We start from the raw sequence: 16766 nt of genomic DNA on the forward strand, positions 1-16766 counted from the left end.
CTCACCCCAAGCCCACCAGCTCAGATGAGGACATTTAGAACCCCGAACTGGTTAGTTATCTCAGAAACGGCGCGACCGCGCTCGGCGTTGCGATCGCCAAAGCACAGGGACTTGCGGCCACCAGCACCGCCAGGGCGCGGTAGACGGTCGCGGTGAACGGCTCGTCGACCACCAGTCCGGCGAACAGCAGCAACGCCACGCCGACCAGGATGGTCGGCACAAATATGCGTTGAAACTTGTCGGTGAACCGCTGGGTCGATGTTGTCTTGGTCTGCGCCTCGGCGACCAATCGGACAACCCGGGCCAGTGTCGAGTCACCGGCAAGGCGGGTTACCTGGATCTCGATGGCGCCGGCACCGTTGATCGTGCCGGCGAAGACCCGTGCCGTGGCGTCCACGAGTTCGGGTGCGGCGGTAGCTGCCGCGACATCCGGGACAGGTCTCTTGTCGACGGGCACGCTCTCGCCGGTCACGGGGGCCTGGTCGATGCTGCTGGTGCCCGCGACGACGAAGCCGTCGGCGGCAAGACGCATGTTGGGCCGTACGACGACCACGTCGCCGATCCCCAGATCAGCAACGGGTATTTCGACGGTATCGCCGGTGCCCCCGCGGCGGACCAGAGCTGTCTTGGGCGCCAGTTCGGCAAGGGCTTCGATCGCCCTGCGGGCGCGACCCATCGCGTACCCCTCCAGCGCGTGACCCACGCTGAACAGGAACAGCAGCAGCGCGCCTTCGGCGACTTCACCCAGCGCCGCAGCACCTGCTGCGGACACCAACATGAGGAAGTCAATCTCGAACCTCCCATGCCGGACACTGGCATAGGCCTCCTGCACGGTGAAGTACGCGCCGAAGAAGAACGCCAGGGAGTAGACCACCAACTCGACGATCCGGGGCGTGCCGGCGAATGTCGCCAGCAGCCATCCGGTCAGGAGCAATCCACCGGATAGTGCCGCAAAGATGAGTTCGCTGCGTTCCCCGAAGATTCCGCCGTGTCTGTGCTGATGATCGGCGTGGCCGTCTTCGTGCGCGGGGCTGTCCTCGATATCGCGCTCTGGGACCTGAGACCGGCTCCACTCGCCGATGACATCGACGATTTCCTGTGCGGTCACCACCGCACGCTCGAACTCCACCTCGACAGCAGTCGGTGTCGCTTCTGCGGCAACCACTCCCGGGATTGTCTGCAGTTGCTCGACCAACTCCATACCGATGGTGACATCATCGACCCCGTCGGTCGGCGACCAACTCAGGTGACCGTACTGCGAAGTGATGGTTTGCGCCGCCTGCCGCGCGCGCAGCTGAATATCGCTGGCCGTCACCGCGCTGGCGTCATAGTGCACACATAGGCGGGGTTTGCGAGTTTCGCCCGCGACGAGGTGAGCTTGCTTGATGATCACATCGGCGGCGAGCCCGTAGGTCAGTCGGTCGGCGCACCGCTCGTCGCTGCTCGGGAGTAGGTCGGCAAGTTCGAGCGCCAGAGTTTTGATAGCCGGCGTGTCGTTGCGGCCAGTGGCACCGCAGTCTCGATCGGTCATACATGCAACTATACGCATGTATGCATGGATGCCGTCAATGCTTAGGTGCGAACTTCCACATCGTCGATCCGGGTGACATCCCCGTCGGACGGCCCGTGTGCCCGACCGATGTGCGCCTCGGCGCGCATCCGCTCCACCATGTGCGGGTAGTGCAGCTCGAATGCCGGCCGCTCCGAACGGATCCGGGGCAGTTCGGTGAAGTTGTGCCGCGGTGGTGGGCAGCTGGTGGCCCACTCCAGAGAGTTGCCGTAACCCCACGGGTCGTCGACCACGACGGGCTCGCCGTAACGCCAGCTCTTGAACACGTTCCAGACGAACGGCAGCGTCGACACGCCCAAGATCAGTGCCCCGACGGTGGAGATCACGTTCAGCGTCGTGAAACCGTCACTGGGCAGGTAGTCGGCGTAGCGACGCGGCATCCCATCATTGCCCAGCCAATGCTGAACCAGGAAGGTCGCATGGAAGCCGATGAACGTCAGCCAGAAGTGCAACTTGCCCAGACGCTCGTCGAGCAGCCGTCCGGTCATCTTCGGGAACCAGAAGTAGATGCCCGCATAGGTGGCGAACACGATGGTGCCGAAGAGCACGTAATGAAAGTGCGCGATCACGAAATAGCTGTCGGTGACCTGGAAGTCCAGCGGCGGGCTGGCCAGCAGCACACCCGACAGGCCACCGAGCAGGAAGGTGATCAGGAAGCCCACCGAGAACAACATCGGGGTCTCGAAGGTCAACTGCCCCTTCCACATCGTGCCTATCCAGTTGAAGAACTTGACGCCCGTCGGCACCGCGATCAGGAACGTCATGAACGAGAAGAACGGCAGCAGCACCGCACCGGTGGCGTACATGTGGTGTGCCCACACCGCCACCGACAGCGCCGCGATACCCAGCGTCGCGTAGATCAAGGTGGTGTACCCGAAGATCGGCTTGCGGCTGAACACCGGGAAGATCTCACTGACGATGCCGAAGAACGGCAGCGCGATGATGTACACCTCGGGGTGGCCGAAGAACCAGAACAGGTGCTGCCAGAGCAGCACACCGCCGTTGGCCGGGTCATAGATGAGGGATCCGAGATGTCGGTCCGCGAGCAATGCAAAGAGCGCCGCGGTCAGCAGCGGGAAGGCCAGCAGCACCAGGATCGAGGTCACCAGGATGTTCCAGGTGAAGATCGGCATCCGGAACATCGTCATACCGGGGGCGCGCATGCAGACCACGGTGGTGATCATGTTGACACCGCCGAGGATGGTGCCCAGACCACCGACGATCAAACCGACGATCCATAGATCCGCCCCCGCACCGGGGCTATGGATGACATTTGAGAGCGGCGTGTAGGCGGTCCAGCCGAAGTCGGCGGCGCCACCGGGGGTGATGAAACCACCCATGGCGATCAGCGCGCCGAACAGGAACAGCCAGTAGGACAGCGCGTTCAGACGCGGGAACGCAACGTCAGGGGCGCCGATCTGCAGCGGCAACACCAGGTTCGCGAAACCGAACACGATCGGGGTTGCGTAGAACAGCAGCATCACCGTGCCGTGCATGGTGAACAGCTGGTTGTATTGCTCGTTGGACAGGAACTGCAGCCCGGGAACCGTCAACTCGGTGCGCATCAGCAGGGCCATCAATCCGCCGGCCATGAAGAACCCAAAGCACGTGACCACGTACATCATGCCGATCAGCTTGTGATCGGTCGTGGTGATCAGCTTGTAGATGAGGTTGCCCTTGGGGCCCATCCGCTGCGGGAACGGACGCCGAGCCTCGAGTTCTCCGACGGGGGGCGCCTGGGCTGTCAAAGAATCCTCCTGCTGCCGCACGTCCGCCGTAGACCGTGTCATCTACTGGGTAGATCAGTAGATTAACCTACTGAGTATCCCAGTACTAATCTAGGTAGTTGTTCGTGCGGTCGAGATCGTAGTCCGCGCTGGTCATCGGCACGCAGCCCGCACTCCGTGCTCGGATTGCCGCGAATATGGAGCTTCTGGCGCTTGCTGAATCGTTCTGGCTCAGTTAGCGTCTCGCCATCGCATAACAAAACGGTAACGGTGAGGGAAGTTGGATTTGGCGCTGCAGCGACCGGGTGCGCCCGGGGCACACCGTCGGTCTGCCGACCCCACCGAGGTCCTTCCCGTCTGCGCTTTGGACAACACCGCAGCGCCACTGGTCGGTCGCAGCCCGTTCGCAAGAGACATCGAAATCCTGCAGGCACCCGAACTCGACGACACGAACGACCTGTTCGAACAAGCGCCCCGGTCGCTTCTCAAACCTCGGCCCGATGTCGTTGTTGGGCACCAGTCCCCGGCTCGCGACGGTTCGAGCAGCCTAAGCTCCGAACGCCCAAGACCGTCCGCTTACCGGATGCGAAAGACGCCTCCAGCGCGTCGCCCCAAACCCGGCTCCCACCGCAAGACTCGGCGAACCGTCGGTCCGGCCCACAGCAGACTGATCATGACCAGCCTTGCTGCCGGAGCGGTCGCCGCCGCAGCCCACGCGGCGGCCGAAACTGCGCAGCCAGGCACGCAGTCGACCGCGATGATGGCGTCCGCCGGCCCGGCCGTAGCTACTTCGGGTATTCAGATCGTTGCGGTGAAGAGTGCGTCCGAGTCGGCGGTCCATACCGAAGAGGTGGCCCGCGGTGCGGCTTTCGCTCGTGATCGCGCTCAGCGAGAGGCGCTGCTGCGGCGCCCACAGTTCGTGTATCCGACCAACGGAATTTTGACATCGACATTCGGAACCCGCTGGGGCACCCTGCATGCAGGATTGGATATCGCCAATGCGGTCGGTACCCCCATCTATGCCGCCGCTGACGGCGTGGTGATCGCGTCGGGACCCACTCCCGGTTACGGCATGTGGGTCAAGATTCGCGGCGCCGACGGCACCGTCACGCTCTACGGACACATCGACACCACCACGGTGCAAGTCGGCGATCGAGTGGTCGCCGGTGACCAAGTCGCCACGATGGGTAACCGAGGGAACTCCACCGGCCCCCACCTGCATTTCGAAGTTCACCTGAACGGATCGGTAAAAGTCGACCCCTCGACGTGGTTGCGGATCCGCGGTGTAGCCATCGACTGAACAGGAGTCACCCCGCCACGAACACGTGCCGGCCTCCTCGCTGTATCGGCTTCCTTGGCGCTCACACCGTAAGCTGTCTACGGACTTAGTCAGGAGGTTCCATCATGGCGCGAGTGCGCGGCTTCGGAGAACTAGAGGCGACGATCATGGATCGTCTATGGAGCCGCAGCGCGGATTCGGGTGCCACGGTCCGTGAGATCTTGGACGATCTGCTCACCGCGCGCGATATCGCGTACACCACGGTCATGTCGACGATGGACAATCTGCACGGCAAAGGCTGGCTCACGCGCGAGCGCGAAGGCAGAGCCTATCGCTACCGGCCCACCCTGACTCGCGAAGAGCACAGCGCCCGCCTCATGCTCGATGCGCTGAGCGGCGGCGGCCGCTCAGAGGCCGTGCTGAGCCATTTCGTCGCGCAGATCGACGCCACCGAGTCGGCCGATCTTCGCGCCGCACTGCGCCGACTGGCGCGCAAGGCGGGGCGGCGATGACCGTTGCGGCAGCATTGATCCTCTATGTCGCGACGGTACTTGTCGCGGGGCCACGACTTCTGCGCCGAATCACTGCCGAAGGGTTTGCACCCCGTCTGGCGATCACCGCCTGGCTGGCGGCTGTCGTGACGGTGATCGGATCCGCTATCGCGGCGGTGGCGATGACGTTGGTCGAGGCGGCGGGGCACTGGGACAGCCCCGATGTTCTGCTTGCTTCGTGCGTCGAGCGCCTACACGCCATTCTGATCGGCCACTCCGGGTGGCCGGCACAAGTTGTGGCCACCGCCGCCGTCGTCGGTGCGCTGAGCGGCCTGGGTGCAGTGTGTCTGCGTGGGGTGCGGGCGCTGCGCCGCATGCGCGCCCACACCCTCGACCACGCCGACGCGGTGCGCTTGGTGGGCCGATCCGATGGCAGCGAGCTGGTCGTCATCGAGGCGCCCGAACCCGCCGCCTATTGCGTCGCCGGACGCCCGGCCGCCATCGTTGTCACCTCTGCAGCCATCGCAGCGCTCAATGAGCAGCAACTGGCCGCCGTCATCGCCCACGAACGTGCGCACTTGGCCGGCAGACACGGCTACATGGTCGCCGCGGTGCGCGGTATCGCCGCGGCACTGCCTGGAATCAGCTTTTTCACCGTCGCTGCCACCGAAGTGTGCGCCCTCCTGGAAATGTGTGCCGATGACGCCGCCGCGCGCCGGCACGGCCGTCAACCGCTCCTTGCCGGGCTGCTGACCCTGTCGGGGGCCGTGGTACCGGCCCACGGGCTGGCTGCGGCAAGTGTGGCGGTCCTGGCTCGCGCCAAACGTCTCACCGATCCACCCAAACCGCTGGTGCAGATCCGCCATCGCATCACGCTCAGCGGCGCCGTTGCGGCCATTGCCGCCACACCTGTAGCGATCGGGCTGCTCGCCGTGTCAGGCGCCCTGATGTGCTTCGCATGATCCACACGAAGTACTTACCCGCCGTTTCGTAGGTCTGCCGAGTCGGGCGCACTACCCGGGGGTTCATGCAACCTGCGGAGGAAGGCGTTGTAGGCCTCCAACTCCGCGTCGCGACCCTCGACGTCGGCTTCCGACTTCGCTGACTGAGACTGCTCATCACGACGCCACCGAATGGCAAAGATGAGCACGATCAACAGCGCCACGGGCTCGCCGTAAGACCACGCCAACGCGCCGGCCACCGCCTGATCGGCGACGGGATCGACATTCCAATTAACTGGAGGCTGCGCGAAGGTCTCAGTGAGCGCTCGGGGCGCCATCATCAGAATGACCCCAATAAAGACGTGCAACGGCATCTCGACGAAGATATCGAAGAACCTGCCGAGATTGCTCTGCCGCACAGGCAACGGACCTGTGGCAAGAATCGGCACGATGAACAACAGACCGCTGGCCAAGAAAAACACCTGCAGAGCCAGGTGACCGCCGACACTGGCCGCGGCCGCGTCGAACAGGTCCGAAAGATACAGCCCGTAATAGCTCAACAGGAAGACCGGAATGGTGAAACCGGGATGCAGTACAACCCGACTCGCCCGGCAGCGTAGCGCAGCTAGTGCGACGATCAGGACGTATCGCCCAAGACCGCGATGGGCGGTAGACCTGAGCAGGAGCTGGCCAGGCGATCCCAGGACCAACAGCGGCGGCACAAGGATTGACAACGTCAGGTGCTGGAACATGAAAGCACTGAATAAGCGATAGCCATAGCTGTCGATGGCCAGACCGGTCACCGCCGCCAGCACGGTACAGCCCGACAGAAAACTGGCGGTCCGCGTCCAACTCCACCGCCGACCAGTTGTTCTGACTTTGTACACGGCGAGCAGATACCAACTGGCCGCCCCGATCGCGACCAGCGGAAGCAACGGAACCGGGGGCGGTAACCAGTCGAACATGCGCAAGACCGACGGCGGATCCGTCGGCAGCGTGAGCTCACCGATCACGACTGTCGTTCCTGCGCACCGATGGGGACCGAGCTAATGTCCGTGCGTTTCCTGCATCGCCCGCCATCTACTGTCCGCCGGCCCCGGTCATCGGTTCTGAGGCGAGGCGGCGGACAACGGGTTCGAGATCTGAGGCCAACAGTGCGCGCAGGAAGACCGCCGCCACACGGTGGTCACGGTCGAGCACTACCGTCGACGGAATCACCGTGGTGGGATACCGGCCGCCGAAGGCGATCATCGTGCGCATCGACGGGTCATAGATCGACGGGAAAGTGACATCACGATCGACGATGAAATCCACTGCAGCCTGACGATTGTTGTCACGGACATCGATACCCAGAAACGCCACCCCCTCATCGCGGGTTGCGGCATACACCTGCTGCAGCTCCGGCATCTCGGTGCGGCACGGTGCACACCATTGACCCCACACATTGATGACCACGACCTTGCCGGCGAAATCAGACAGTGACACCGTGCGATTCACATCCAGAAGGTCCGGTCCGCTGATCGGCCCGGGACGCGACCGGTTTTCGGGCGGGTCATAGTAGATGTCGACCTGCCCACCGGGAGCAACGAACTCGAAACTCCCACCCTGCGCGACCGCACCCGCACCTGTTGAACAACCCGTTATCAGGCCGACGAGCCCCAACACCGCGGCCACGGCGATCCACCGATTCATGCGTCGCCGCAATGGCCGGGCACGCTATACCTGGTCATTGATCTCCCCACACGCCAGATTCTACGTATTTACTACGTAGTATAGTAGCCGGTTTGGCGGCCGACCAGAATGGAGTCAGCACCATGCTCTCGATCATGCGCCTGTTCGTGACGTGCTTGACCACGTTGGCATTTGTGACGCTGGGCTCCGGGACAGCCGGAGCCCATACGGCGATGACCGCGTCTAATCCGGCAGAGGGATCGACACAAGCCACGGTCCCGAACCGCATCACCTTGACCTTCAACGAGGACATCAACGCCACCTTCGCCAACGTCGTCCTCAACGACGCCGATGGACGCAACTGGCTGGCAAACCCTCCGCAGGTACAGGGACCGCAACTGAGTGTCACCCTGGGCCCAGACCCAATCCCCAACGGCGTGTACACGGTTGGTTACCGCGTCTTATCCGCCGACGGCCACCCTGTATCAGGGTCGTACACCTTCACCCTCGATGCACCCGTAACCAATCAATCCGCGCCCAACCCGAACACCACTACCGCTACCGCGCCAGCTGCCCCGGCACAGCCCGCACCTTCGCCAGCCGAAGCGGATACCGGCACCTCGACAGCGATACTGCGGGCAGCCGTGGCCGGCGTCGCCGCAGGGGGCGTCATTGCGGCGTGGCGAGCAATCAAGCGGCGACGCAGTGCCAGACTCAACGAACAACGCTCCTCAACGGATGCGCCTACATCGCATGAGGAACCCCACGCCTGAAGCTTCTGCCTACCGCCGCCGGCGACATGGCGTGAGCCCCGTTGCACGACAGCCGTTATCAGCAGTCCAGTGCGCTGTTCGCGCAACGTACAACCACGAGAATCTCCGCACCTCACGCTGCCGCCGAGATAATTCGGTGTCACCCGCAGATATCCCTGCGCGCGAACGGCATGTCCGGTAGGCGACGCCTGTATGGCACAGGCGGCGCTTTTGACTTGCGGCGATACCTTTGCCACCCAATGCTTTACGGCGTCAGGTCACAGCTCTGTGACAGATGTGATCAGTGAGGCGCCAGTGTTATACGCTCCTCCGTAATACGTAGTTACTCAGTAGTTGATGCTGCTGGCGACCGGTGGAAGGCGCGCCCATGGGCTTCCTGAGAAGACCGCTGCTTCTCGCTGTGGCGACGCCTCTGGTCTCGATGCTGGTGGCCAGTGGTCAGGCGATTGCCATTGCCGAACCCGACAGCCCGCCACCGGACGTCATCGCCAGACTGGTCGGCGATGTCGCGCGAGCCGACGAGCAATTGGCCACGCTGCAGGCTGAGGTCCACAACCAGCAAGAATCAGTCATGAAAGCGCTCCATCAGGTCCAAAGCGCGCGTGAAGCCGCCGGCGCCGCGCAACTCACACTCGACTCCGCGCAGCGCGAAACCCAGGGTGCCACCGATGTCGTCGAGCGCGCTCAGCAACGGTTCGACGATTTCGCTGCCGCCCAGTACGTACGCGGACCGGCCCAATGGCCGCTGGTGCCATCAAGTCCCGAGCAGGCGATGTCCACGGCAGCGGCCCAGCAGGCAATGGGGCTGGCCTTCTCCGAGGCGCGAGGAGTCCTGCAGCGAACGCGGGTCACCCAGACCAATGCGCAGTCAATGGCCCGCCTGGCCCAAGAACGCGCCGATCAGGCCGCACGCGATGCCCAGGCCCGCTACGACGAGGCCGTCCAGGCCCTGCGCGCCACCGAAGCGGCGTTCACCACCAAAGAAGAACAGATCGGCGCCGCAGCCAGCACAGCTCGCCTCGCACGTCAACGCCTGCAACAGGTCCGCCGCTCATCGGCACCAGCGGACGAGCCCGCCTCCTCGCCTACCGGGCAGTCGGCACCGCAACCTGGCAGCTGGGATACCCAATACCCCGCACCCCACAGCGACACCGGCTGGGACACCTCGAAACCAGCTGTGCCTCGTGCCGATTTAAGTGATCCGGTAGCCATCGTCAACTCCGTCTTGCAAGTCTCCGCGGCCTCCGCGCAGCTCACTGCGGATCTGGGCCGGCGGTTCCTGTCCAAATTGGGTCTCATCCCGAGCCCGGCACCGTCGACGGCAGCGACACCCGGCCGGATTCCACGGCTCTATGGCCAACAGGCGGTGGAGTTCGCCATCCGCAGAGGAATGTCACAGTTGGGCGTTCCCTACTCCTGGGGTGGCGGCAATGCCGCCGGACCGACACGAGGAATCGATCAAGGTGCAGGGACAGTCGGCTTCGACTGTTCAGGCCTGATGGTGTTTGCTTTCGCCGGCGTCGGTATCAACCTCCCGAAATACTCGGGAGCTCAATACGACCGTGGGCGCCGTGTTCCCGTCGCGCAAATGCGACGTGGTGATCTCATCTTCTGGGGCCCCGGCGGTAGCCAGCACGTTGCCATCTATCTCGGACAAGGGCAGATGCTGGAATCGCCGTTCACCGGGTCCCAGGTGCGGATTGCTCCCGTGCGATCCAGTGGCATGACGACCCATGTTGTCCGGCTGATCGACTACTGAGCGCCAACCTGACCCACCAGGCGTGCGCACACAGCCCGATGACCTCAACTTTTGCCGACACAGGTCATCGCGGCCTGCGTTCAGCTACGCCAGCGCTGTTACAAGGCCCTCGTCCGCATGCGCGCGGCCACGCCGACAGAGCGCTTCATAACCAGACAAAGTCGAACATGCTGCCGCCCAATAGAATGCGCCGTAGTTGAAGTCGCCAACGAGGTGTTCATCACTTGGCTGAGCTCGCCGCCGCACCCGAGGGATCCGGCCGGGTGCGCCCGGACGCGGCCGTGGTCGCGCGCCGCCACAGCGCGAGTGTCAATGCGGCTGCCGTGATCGTCGCACCAGCCGCAACGACGTATCCGCCTTGGCGTTGGTCCTGCAGAAGATCGACCGGCCAGGGCAGTTGCAGTGACCGATAATAGGCTTCTCCGATGATGTCGGCTCGGTGCGCCGTCATCAGACCAGCACCCAGATAGACGGCCAGTGCGCCGAGCGTCGCAACCACGGCCGACGCTGGTCGGTGCCTGCCGCGCTGGCCGAGGACCGATTCGAAGAAGAGCCAACCGCTGCCCAGCACATAGCCATTCATCAGCAGGTGCGTGGAGTGCTTGCCGACGGCGATGGCGAACAGCCCGCCGAGCAACAGCACGGCAATGCTCGAGCCGAAAATCAGCGAAGCGACGACCGGTCGGAGGAGGAACCGCATCAGCGATGACCCCGCCGCCGCCACCAGCCACTCCCGGCGCCCGGGCGGCGCCCCAGCGTCGGCCCTCGGCAGCGTCAGCAACGCCAGCCTGCCGGGGGCACCAGTAACCAGCAGGACCGGCACAACGGTGGACAGCAACATCAAGACGAGCATCTGGATGCTGAAATCGACCGGCATGTAGGTACCGAGTCCCGACGAAGTCGCCAACAGCAACACCGCGCAGCCCAGCACCCAGCACCCGGTACGCGACCATGGCCACCCGTGACCACGGCGGCGCAGGCGGTACGCGGCGATGACATACACCGCGGCCATGACGACCGCGGCCGTACCGAAGAACAGGTCAAAACGCCAGTCCCCCATCATCCGCCAAACATTCGGGGGCCCGGCCGGGACGAAACCGATCGCAGCCTCGGTCGGGCCCGGTTCCGACTGCGCCACCGGTGGTGGCGGCGTCCGACCGAGTCCGACCGCAATTCCTACTGCAACACCAAAAATCACCGCCTCTGCCAGCGCCAGGCGCATCATCGGGCCGCGTGCAGTTGGATCGGATCGCAAAGCAGCAATACCTGAGCGTCGTTGTCTCCAGCCGAACACACCGAGTGCTGCGAGCGCGGCCAACTTTCCGGCAACCAACAGGCCGTACCGACTGTCGAGGTCGCTGATCCCCACCCGGATGCCGGCATTGATCAGGCCACTGAAGCCTATTGCGACGAAGCACCACAAGGCCAGCGAAGAAAACCGGCGAACAGCCAGGGCGAGGTGTTCGCCGTGGCGGATGCCGTAGCAGAGTACCGCCAGTAGCCCACCCATCCAGACGGCCCCTGTTCCCAGGTGAATGAGCAGACTGTTCGTGGCCATATCGTGCGCACCACCGGAGGAAGAGTGCCCCGACAGTCCGATGGGCACCAAAGTCAGCAAGGCGATACCCAAGCAGACGGGAACCCATTTCCAGCGCAGCACAACGCTACTGAGCGCCGCCACCGTCGCGGCCAGTGCGGCAGTCCAACGCCAGGCGTTCGTCGTTTCCACCATGCCCGCGGCACTCCAGATCTGCGCCGGCGTGAGCGCGGTGACCGGTCGGCCTGAAACATCGGAAACAGACAAAGCAACCAACAGGATGGCGCTGGCCGCCCACACCCCAGAGGCAGCGGCGCCCAGCCGGACCGCACGGTAGCCCGCCACATCGAGCACCCCGCTGGGCTGCGGGGGCACAAGAAACGCCGCAAACAGGAACGCGCCGACAGCCACCACGGCGGCGACCTCTCCGATAGCGCGGGCCGCCGGCAAGCCCAGTGTGGTCACCGGCCCCGAATCAGGCAGGCCCGTCGCGGTCAACACCTCGTCCAGCGACCACGACCCGATTGCGGCAGCGGTCATGCCGGCCAATACCGCCACCGTCACCAGCGTGGCTGTCACCGCAGCTTGTCGACTCGCCACAGCTTTCATTGGACCGTGTCCGTACGGTGCCGGGCACGAGTTTCACCGGCGGAGTGCGCATCCGGCACCAAGCGGGTGACCAAGCGGTCGAACTCCTCGCCCCACCCGGCATTGTCCGTTCGCGCCAGCCCGCCGAACTCGATGGACACCAGGCCGGAGGTGGCCGAGTGGCGGATTTTGACCCACACTCTGCGGCGTCGAACAATGAGCGACACCAGAAGACCGGCCATCATGGTGATGGCGAACACCAGCACCCAGATCTGGGCCGGGTCATAGGACAGCTGCAGGCTCACAAAGTCAGTCACCGCGTCGAAGCGGACCACGGTGTTGTCCTTGAGCCTGACCTGCTCGCCGAGGCGCAGATTGACCCGCTCCATCCGCTCAAGCCTCCCCTGTCCGATCATGCGCTGGTCCAGGGAGAAGATCGATTGCGGCCTCCCGGAGTCCATTCCGGTATCGCCCTTGTAGACGTCCACCGCCACGGCGGGATCGTTAGGGGCAGGGAACGCTGACGAAAGAAGCTTGCCGTCGAGCTGCTCGGTCGGAGCCAGCAAACCTTCGATCGCGATCTGATTCTTGCGGCGCTCGTCATCGTCAGGAAAACTGCGCGCCGGCGGATCGAAACGCATCGCGCCCGATGACAGCAACGTCTGCAGATCTTCAGGCTGCCACTGCAGCGTCTGAGTACGCGACTGCCCGTCGGGAAACGTGACGGTGAACGTCGGGGCATAGCCATGGCCCAGCAGGTACAACCGCACACCGCCCACCCGAAGTGGATCATTGACCTGCAATCGATACGGTTGCCACACGTTGGAGGTGAGGTCATCACCGGCTTGGTAATCGATATCCGCAGCGAATCCCACGGCCTGCCCGTTGGGCAGGAAATCGGCCTCAAAACCATTCACACGCACACACATCGGGAACAACTCCGTGCCGTCGACTGTCGTCCCTGGCCGGAATGCGTCGAATGCCGCGGCCGACGCAGAACAAAATCCCGGCCCCCCATCGGCGATCACAATGACATTGCCTTCGTAGGCGTAGAGCTTGCCGGCTGCGAGCGAAATCAGCAGGCCGATCAGTGAGAAGTGAAATATCAGGTTCCCGGCTTCTCGCAAGTATCCGCGCTCAGCAGCGATCTCGACGCCGTCCGCGCCGCGACGGGTGACCGCACGCCAACCCCGCAGTCCGGCACGAACCTCGCGCGCACGCTGCCAAGGATCGCCCTCGGCGACGACACGTCGATACTTCGGCAGCCGTGAGAGGTTACGTGGAGCAGGGACCGGTACCGCTCTCAAACCTCGGCCATAATCGGCCAAACGTGCTGTCAGACAACCAATCAAGGATACGAACAATAGGATGTAGATCGATGTGAACCATATGCTGGAGAACACGTCGAACACCTGAAACCGGTCCAACCACGGTCCGACTCTGGGATTGTCCGCGATATAGCCTGCCACCGTCGTCGGATTGACGGCGCGCTGCGGCCACAACGCACCCGGTATTGCCGCCAACGCCAGCAAGAACAACAAGACCAAAGCAGTGCCCATCGAGGTCAGCTTGCGCCAAGCGCTGCGCAGGTACACCACAAGGCTTCGTGTCATGTCGTCCCAGCGGCACCGGCACTACCGGCGACGTTATCGCCGACCCCGCTTACTGTGCGACCTACCGGCCCGGCTGTAGCTATACCACCTAGGGTGCGCCGTCGAGGCAGAGTCGGTGACGCTGCGCGTCCCGCGAGGCCGGCGGTTCTAAGCATGCGGGTACGCACCTCTTTCTGCAGTTTCCGGGCCGAGCATTCGCGTGCTCGTTGCAGGCTTATCTACTGAGATGCTACGTAGTTTAGTTGACCGTCATCGGGCCGCATCGCCTAGGGCGCCGAGCCACGAGTGGCTTCATATATCAACATACTTTAGTATGTTCGTATGATTGAGCCGGTGGCTACTTGCGAACTTCTCTGCCTAGACCTGCCTCATGCGGAGCATATTCGCGCCACCGTGCCCGACGCCGAAACCGTGCAAGCGGCCGCAGCGGCTTCGCGCGGTCTGGGAGACGCCACCAGGTTGGCCATCGCCGCGGCGCTCGTTACCGGCGACGAGCTGTGTGTTTGCGATGTGGCCTGGGTGGTCGGGTTGTCGCAGGGACTGGTGTCCCACCATCTGCGCCAGCTCAAGAATGCCTCCTTGGTCTCGTCACGCCGCCAGGGCAAATTGGTCATGTACCGGCTGACCGAGCGCGGTCGCCAGCTGACGGCTGCCGTCCTGGGCAACGTGCCGGCCCCGGCGGAAAGGGTGACTGATCGTGTCTGACGCGTGCTGCGGCCCCCAGGACCTCGCCGAACTGGACTCAGGTCCCGAAGAGCTCTGGCAAGTACGGGAACTGCAGCTGGCAACGCTAGCCGCGCTTCTGTTGGGTGCGGGCTGGATCGTGGGGCGGATCGGGTACGACGATGCCGCAGTTGCCGTGGAGTTGATCGCGGTGTGTGCCGCGGCCTCGACCTTCGTCCCAGATGCAGTACGCAACCTTCGCCATGGGCGTATCGGTGTGGGCACGTTGATGATGATCGCCGCGATCGGTGCCGTCGCGCTGGGGCAGTTCGCGGAGGCGGCGCTGCTTGGCATCCTTTTCTCGATCGCTGAAGGTTTGGAACATTATGCCGTGAGCCGGACACGGCGGGGCCTGCGTTCGCTGCTGGCGTTGGTGCCGCCGAAGGCATCGGTTATTCGCGGCGGCAGCGAAATCACCGTGGCACCCGATGATCTGGTCGTCGGCGATGTCATGGTGATCCGCCCCGGCGAGAGAGCTGCTACAGACGGGTTCATCCGATCCGGTCAGACCAGTCTTGATTTGTCGGCCATCACCGGCGAATCGGTTCCGGTGGAAGCCGGACCTGGCAGTGAGATCCACGCCGGTGCGATCAATGGCGGCGGCGCAATTGAGGTCGAGGTGACCGCGCTGGCTGCGGACAGCTCACTTGCTCGCATCGTCCATATCGTCGAAGATGCCCAGGAACGCAAGGGGGCAGGCCAGCGGATTGCCGACCGCATCGCCCGCCCACTGGTTCCGGCGATCATGATTTTGTCCGCGCTGATCGCTGCGGCCGGTGCGCTCTTCGGCGACCCGATGCTCTGGCTGGAGCGGGCGCTGGTTGTGCTTGTCGCCGCGTCGCCGTGTGCGCTGGCCATCGCGGTGCCGCTGACGGTCGTCGCGGCCATCGGCGCTGCCAGTCGTCAGGGCGCCCTGATCAAGGGCGGTGCGGCAGTCGAAGAGCTGGGCCGGATCAAAGTCATCGCACTGGATAAGACCGGCACCCTTACCCGCAATCAACCACAGGTGGTCGAGGTTGTCACCGTGGACGGCGTTGGCGCCGCAGACGCGCTGAAACTTGCCGCAGCGCTTGAGGCACGCAGCGAACACCCTCTGGCGCAGGCGATTCTGGCCGCTTCACCCGATGCTCCGGTGGCCAGCGACGTCACTTCCGTGCCGGGTCACGGACTGCACGGCCGCCTCGGTGAGCACCACCTGCGCCTGGGTAAACCCTCGTGGGTCACGCCAGGAATCCTGGCCGGGGAGATCGAGCGGCTGCAGGCCGCTGGCGCCACGGTGGTGGTCCTGGCGTGCGACGGCAATGTGCTCGCGGCGATCGCGGTACGCGACGAGCTTCGCCCCGAAGCGGCTGAAGCCGTTGGCCTGTTACAGCGACTCGGCATCACCGTGGCGATGCTCACTGGCGACAACACCCGCACCGCGCAGGCACTGGCTACCCAAGCCGGCATCACCACCGTGCATGCAGAACTACTCCCCGAGGACAAATCCGCCCTGCTACCGACGATCGCAAAGGGCCGCCCGATCGCTATGGTCGGCGACGGCGTCAACGACGCACCGGCTCTGGCCACCGCTGATGTCGGTATCGCCATGGGCGCGATGGGCACCGATGTCGCGATTGAAACCGCCGACGTGGCCCTGATGGGTGAAGACCTGCGCCACCTACCTCAAGTGCTGGCACACTCACGGCGGGCCCGGCGAATCATGGTCCAGAACATCGCGTTCTCACTGGCGATCATCACCATCCTGATACCGCTGGCTTCATTCGGTGTGCTCGGCCTTGCCACCGTGGTGTTCATCCACGAGTCCGCCGAAGTGCTCGTGATCCTCAACGCCATCCGCGCCGCCCGCACCCGCGCTTTGCCCGGTGTGAACGTCCCGCCGCGAAGCTCTCAGGTTCACGGCGTCAACATCGGCCCACCCAAGCAGGTCGCTGACACCTGCTGTGGGCCGATGATCCCCGACCCGACGCCCGCAGTTGCATCTGTGGACCACGGTTGCGACTGCTGCGCCCCGCCGAGGATCAGCCACACCGGGAAGTGACCGACTTCCCTGGGCGACGACCCAACTTGCTGTGAACACGATGTCACTCAACA

General features: G+C 64.1%; 13 protein-coding genes. 7 read left to right on the forward strand and 6 right to left on the reverse strand.

What is annotated here, in order from left to right:
* Window positions 1–55 precede the first annotated feature (55 nt).
* Window positions 56–1531 (reverse strand): HAD-IC family P-type ATPase, encoded by a 1476-nt coding sequence (locus AWB94_RS32450; RefSeq protein ID WP_234811959.1) that lies wholly within the window; start codon window positions 1529–1531, stop codon window positions 56–58.
* 41 nt (window positions 1532–1572) lie between these two features.
* Window positions 1573–3318 (reverse strand): aa3-type cytochrome oxidase subunit I, encoded by a 1746-nt coding sequence (gene ctaD / locus AWB94_RS32455; protein WP_062657520.1) that lies wholly within the window; start codon window positions 3316–3318, stop codon window positions 1573–1575.
* A 652-nt stretch (window positions 3319–3970) separates the two neighbouring features.
* Between ctaD and AWB94_RS35965 the strand changes: the two genes are divergently transcribed.
* The 3 genes from AWB94_RS35965 to AWB94_RS32470 all read left to right on the forward strand — a co-directional run bounded on the left by AWB94_RS35965 (window position 3971) and on the right by AWB94_RS32470 (window position 6029).
* Window positions 3971–4597: a M23 family metallopeptidase gene (locus AWB94_RS35965; protein WP_230023736.1), complete on the forward strand. Its 627-nt coding sequence runs from the start codon at window positions 3971–3973 to the stop codon at window positions 4595–4597.
* Window positions 4598–4701: 104 nt separating this feature from the next.
* A complete protein-coding gene (locus AWB94_RS32465) occupies window positions 4702–5088 on the forward strand; it encodes a BlaI/MecI/CopY family transcriptional regulator (protein ID WP_062657516.1) in 387 nt (128 codons plus the stop codon).
* Complete coding sequence (locus AWB94_RS32470; protein WP_062657515.1) at window positions 5085–6029, forward strand: M56 family metallopeptidase; 945 nt, start codon at window positions 5085–5087, stop codon at window positions 6027–6029. The genes AWB94_RS32465 and AWB94_RS32470 overlap by 4 nt, the downstream gene beginning before the upstream one ends.
* Before the next feature lie 14 nt (window positions 6030–6043).
* On the opposite strand, the gene AWB94_RS32475 is transcribed toward AWB94_RS32470, so the two are convergent.
* Both AWB94_RS32475 and AWB94_RS32480 read right to left on the reverse strand, forming a co-directional pair.
* Window positions 6044–6973, reverse strand: coding sequence for a cytochrome c oxidase assembly protein (locus tag AWB94_RS32475; RefSeq protein ID WP_084395230.1), 930 nt, complete (start codon window positions 6971–6973; stop codon window positions 6044–6046).
* Window positions 6974–7088: 115 nt separating this feature from the next.
* Complete coding sequence (locus AWB94_RS32480) at window positions 7089–7700, reverse strand: TlpA disulfide reductase family protein (protein WP_062657513.1); 612 nt, start codon at window positions 7698–7700, stop codon at window positions 7089–7091.
* A gap of 92 nt (window positions 7701–7792) precedes the next feature.
* Here AWB94_RS32480 and AWB94_RS32485 point away from each other — a divergent pair, with 92 nt between their 5' ends.
* Entirely contained in the window at window positions 7793–8452 is a 660-nt protein-coding gene (locus AWB94_RS32485) for a copper resistance CopC family protein (protein ID WP_234811960.1), read from the forward strand.
* A gap of 367 nt (window positions 8453–8819) precedes the next feature.
* Complete coding sequence (locus AWB94_RS32490; protein ID WP_062657512.1) at window positions 8820–10211, forward strand: NlpC/P60 family protein; 1392 nt, start codon at window positions 8820–8822, stop codon at window positions 10209–10211.
* A 220-nt stretch (window positions 10212–10431) separates the two neighbouring features.
* Here the strand turns inward: AWB94_RS32490 and AWB94_RS32495 are convergent, their stop codons facing one another.
* Both AWB94_RS32495 and resB read right to left on the reverse strand, forming a co-directional pair.
* Complete coding sequence (locus AWB94_RS32495) at window positions 10432–12162, reverse strand: bifunctional copper resistance protein CopD/cytochrome c oxidase assembly protein (RefSeq protein ID WP_165605344.1); 1731 nt, start codon at window positions 12160–12162, stop codon at window positions 10432–10434.
* A gap of 191 nt (window positions 12163–12353) precedes the next feature.
* Window positions 12354–13949, reverse strand: coding sequence for a cytochrome c biogenesis protein ResB (resB, locus tag AWB94_RS32500; RefSeq protein WP_062657510.1), 1596 nt, complete (start codon window positions 13947–13949; stop codon window positions 12354–12356).
* Between the two features lie 321 nt (window positions 13950–14270).
* On the opposite strand from resB, the gene AWB94_RS32505 reads away from it, so the two are divergent.
* On the forward strand, window positions 14271–14654 hold the full coding sequence (locus tag AWB94_RS32505; RefSeq protein WP_062657509.1) for an ArsR/SmtB family transcription factor: 384 nt from the start codon (window positions 14271–14273) through the stop codon (window positions 14652–14654).
* Entirely contained in the window at window positions 14647–16713 is a 2067-nt protein-coding gene (locus AWB94_RS32510; protein ID WP_062657508.1) for a heavy metal translocating P-type ATPase, read from the forward strand. The genes AWB94_RS32505 and AWB94_RS32510 overlap by 8 nt, the downstream gene beginning before the upstream one ends.
* Window positions 16714–16766 lie beyond the last annotated feature (53 nt).

Source organism: Mycolicibacterium canariasense (genome assembly GCF_002101555.1).
In the GTDB taxonomy this organism is placed as follows: Bacteria; Actinomycetota; Actinomycetes; order Mycobacteriales; family Mycobacteriaceae; genus Mycobacterium; species Mycobacterium canariasense.

Coding starts and splice junctions, on each gene's coding strand:
- AWB94_RS32450 (WP_234811959.1), bottom strand. CDS start 1,531: ATGACCGATCGAGACTGCGGTGCCACTGGCCGCAACGACACGCCGGCT.
- AWB94_RS35965 (WP_230023736.1), top strand. CDS start 3,971: ATGACCAGCCTTGCTGCCGGAGCGGTCGCCGCCGCAGCCCACGCGGCG.
- AWB94_RS32465 (WP_062657516.1), top strand. CDS start 4,702: ATGGCGCGAGTGCGCGGCTTCGGAGAACTAGAGGCGACGATCATGGAT.
- AWB94_RS32470 (WP_062657515.1), top strand. CDS start 5,085: ATGACCGTTGCGGCAGCATTGATCCTCTATGTCGCGACGGTACTTGTC.
- AWB94_RS32475 (WP_084395230.1), bottom strand. CDS start 6,973: ATGTTCGACTGGTTACCGCCCCCGGTTCCGTTGCTTCCGCTGGTCGCG.
- AWB94_RS32480 (WP_062657513.1), bottom strand. CDS start 7,700: ATGAATCGGTGGATCGCCGTGGCCGCGGTGTTGGGGCTCGTCGGCCTG.
- AWB94_RS32490 (WP_062657512.1), top strand. CDS start 8,820: ATGGGCTTCCTGAGAAGACCGCTGCTTCTCGCTGTGGCGACGCCTCTG.
- resB (WP_062657510.1), bottom strand. CDS start 13,949: ATGACACGAAGCCTTGTGGTGTACCTGCGCAGCGCTTGGCGCAAGCTG.
- AWB94_RS32505 (WP_062657509.1), top strand. CDS start 14,271: ATGATTGAGCCGGTGGCTACTTGCGAACTTCTCTGCCTAGACCTGCCT.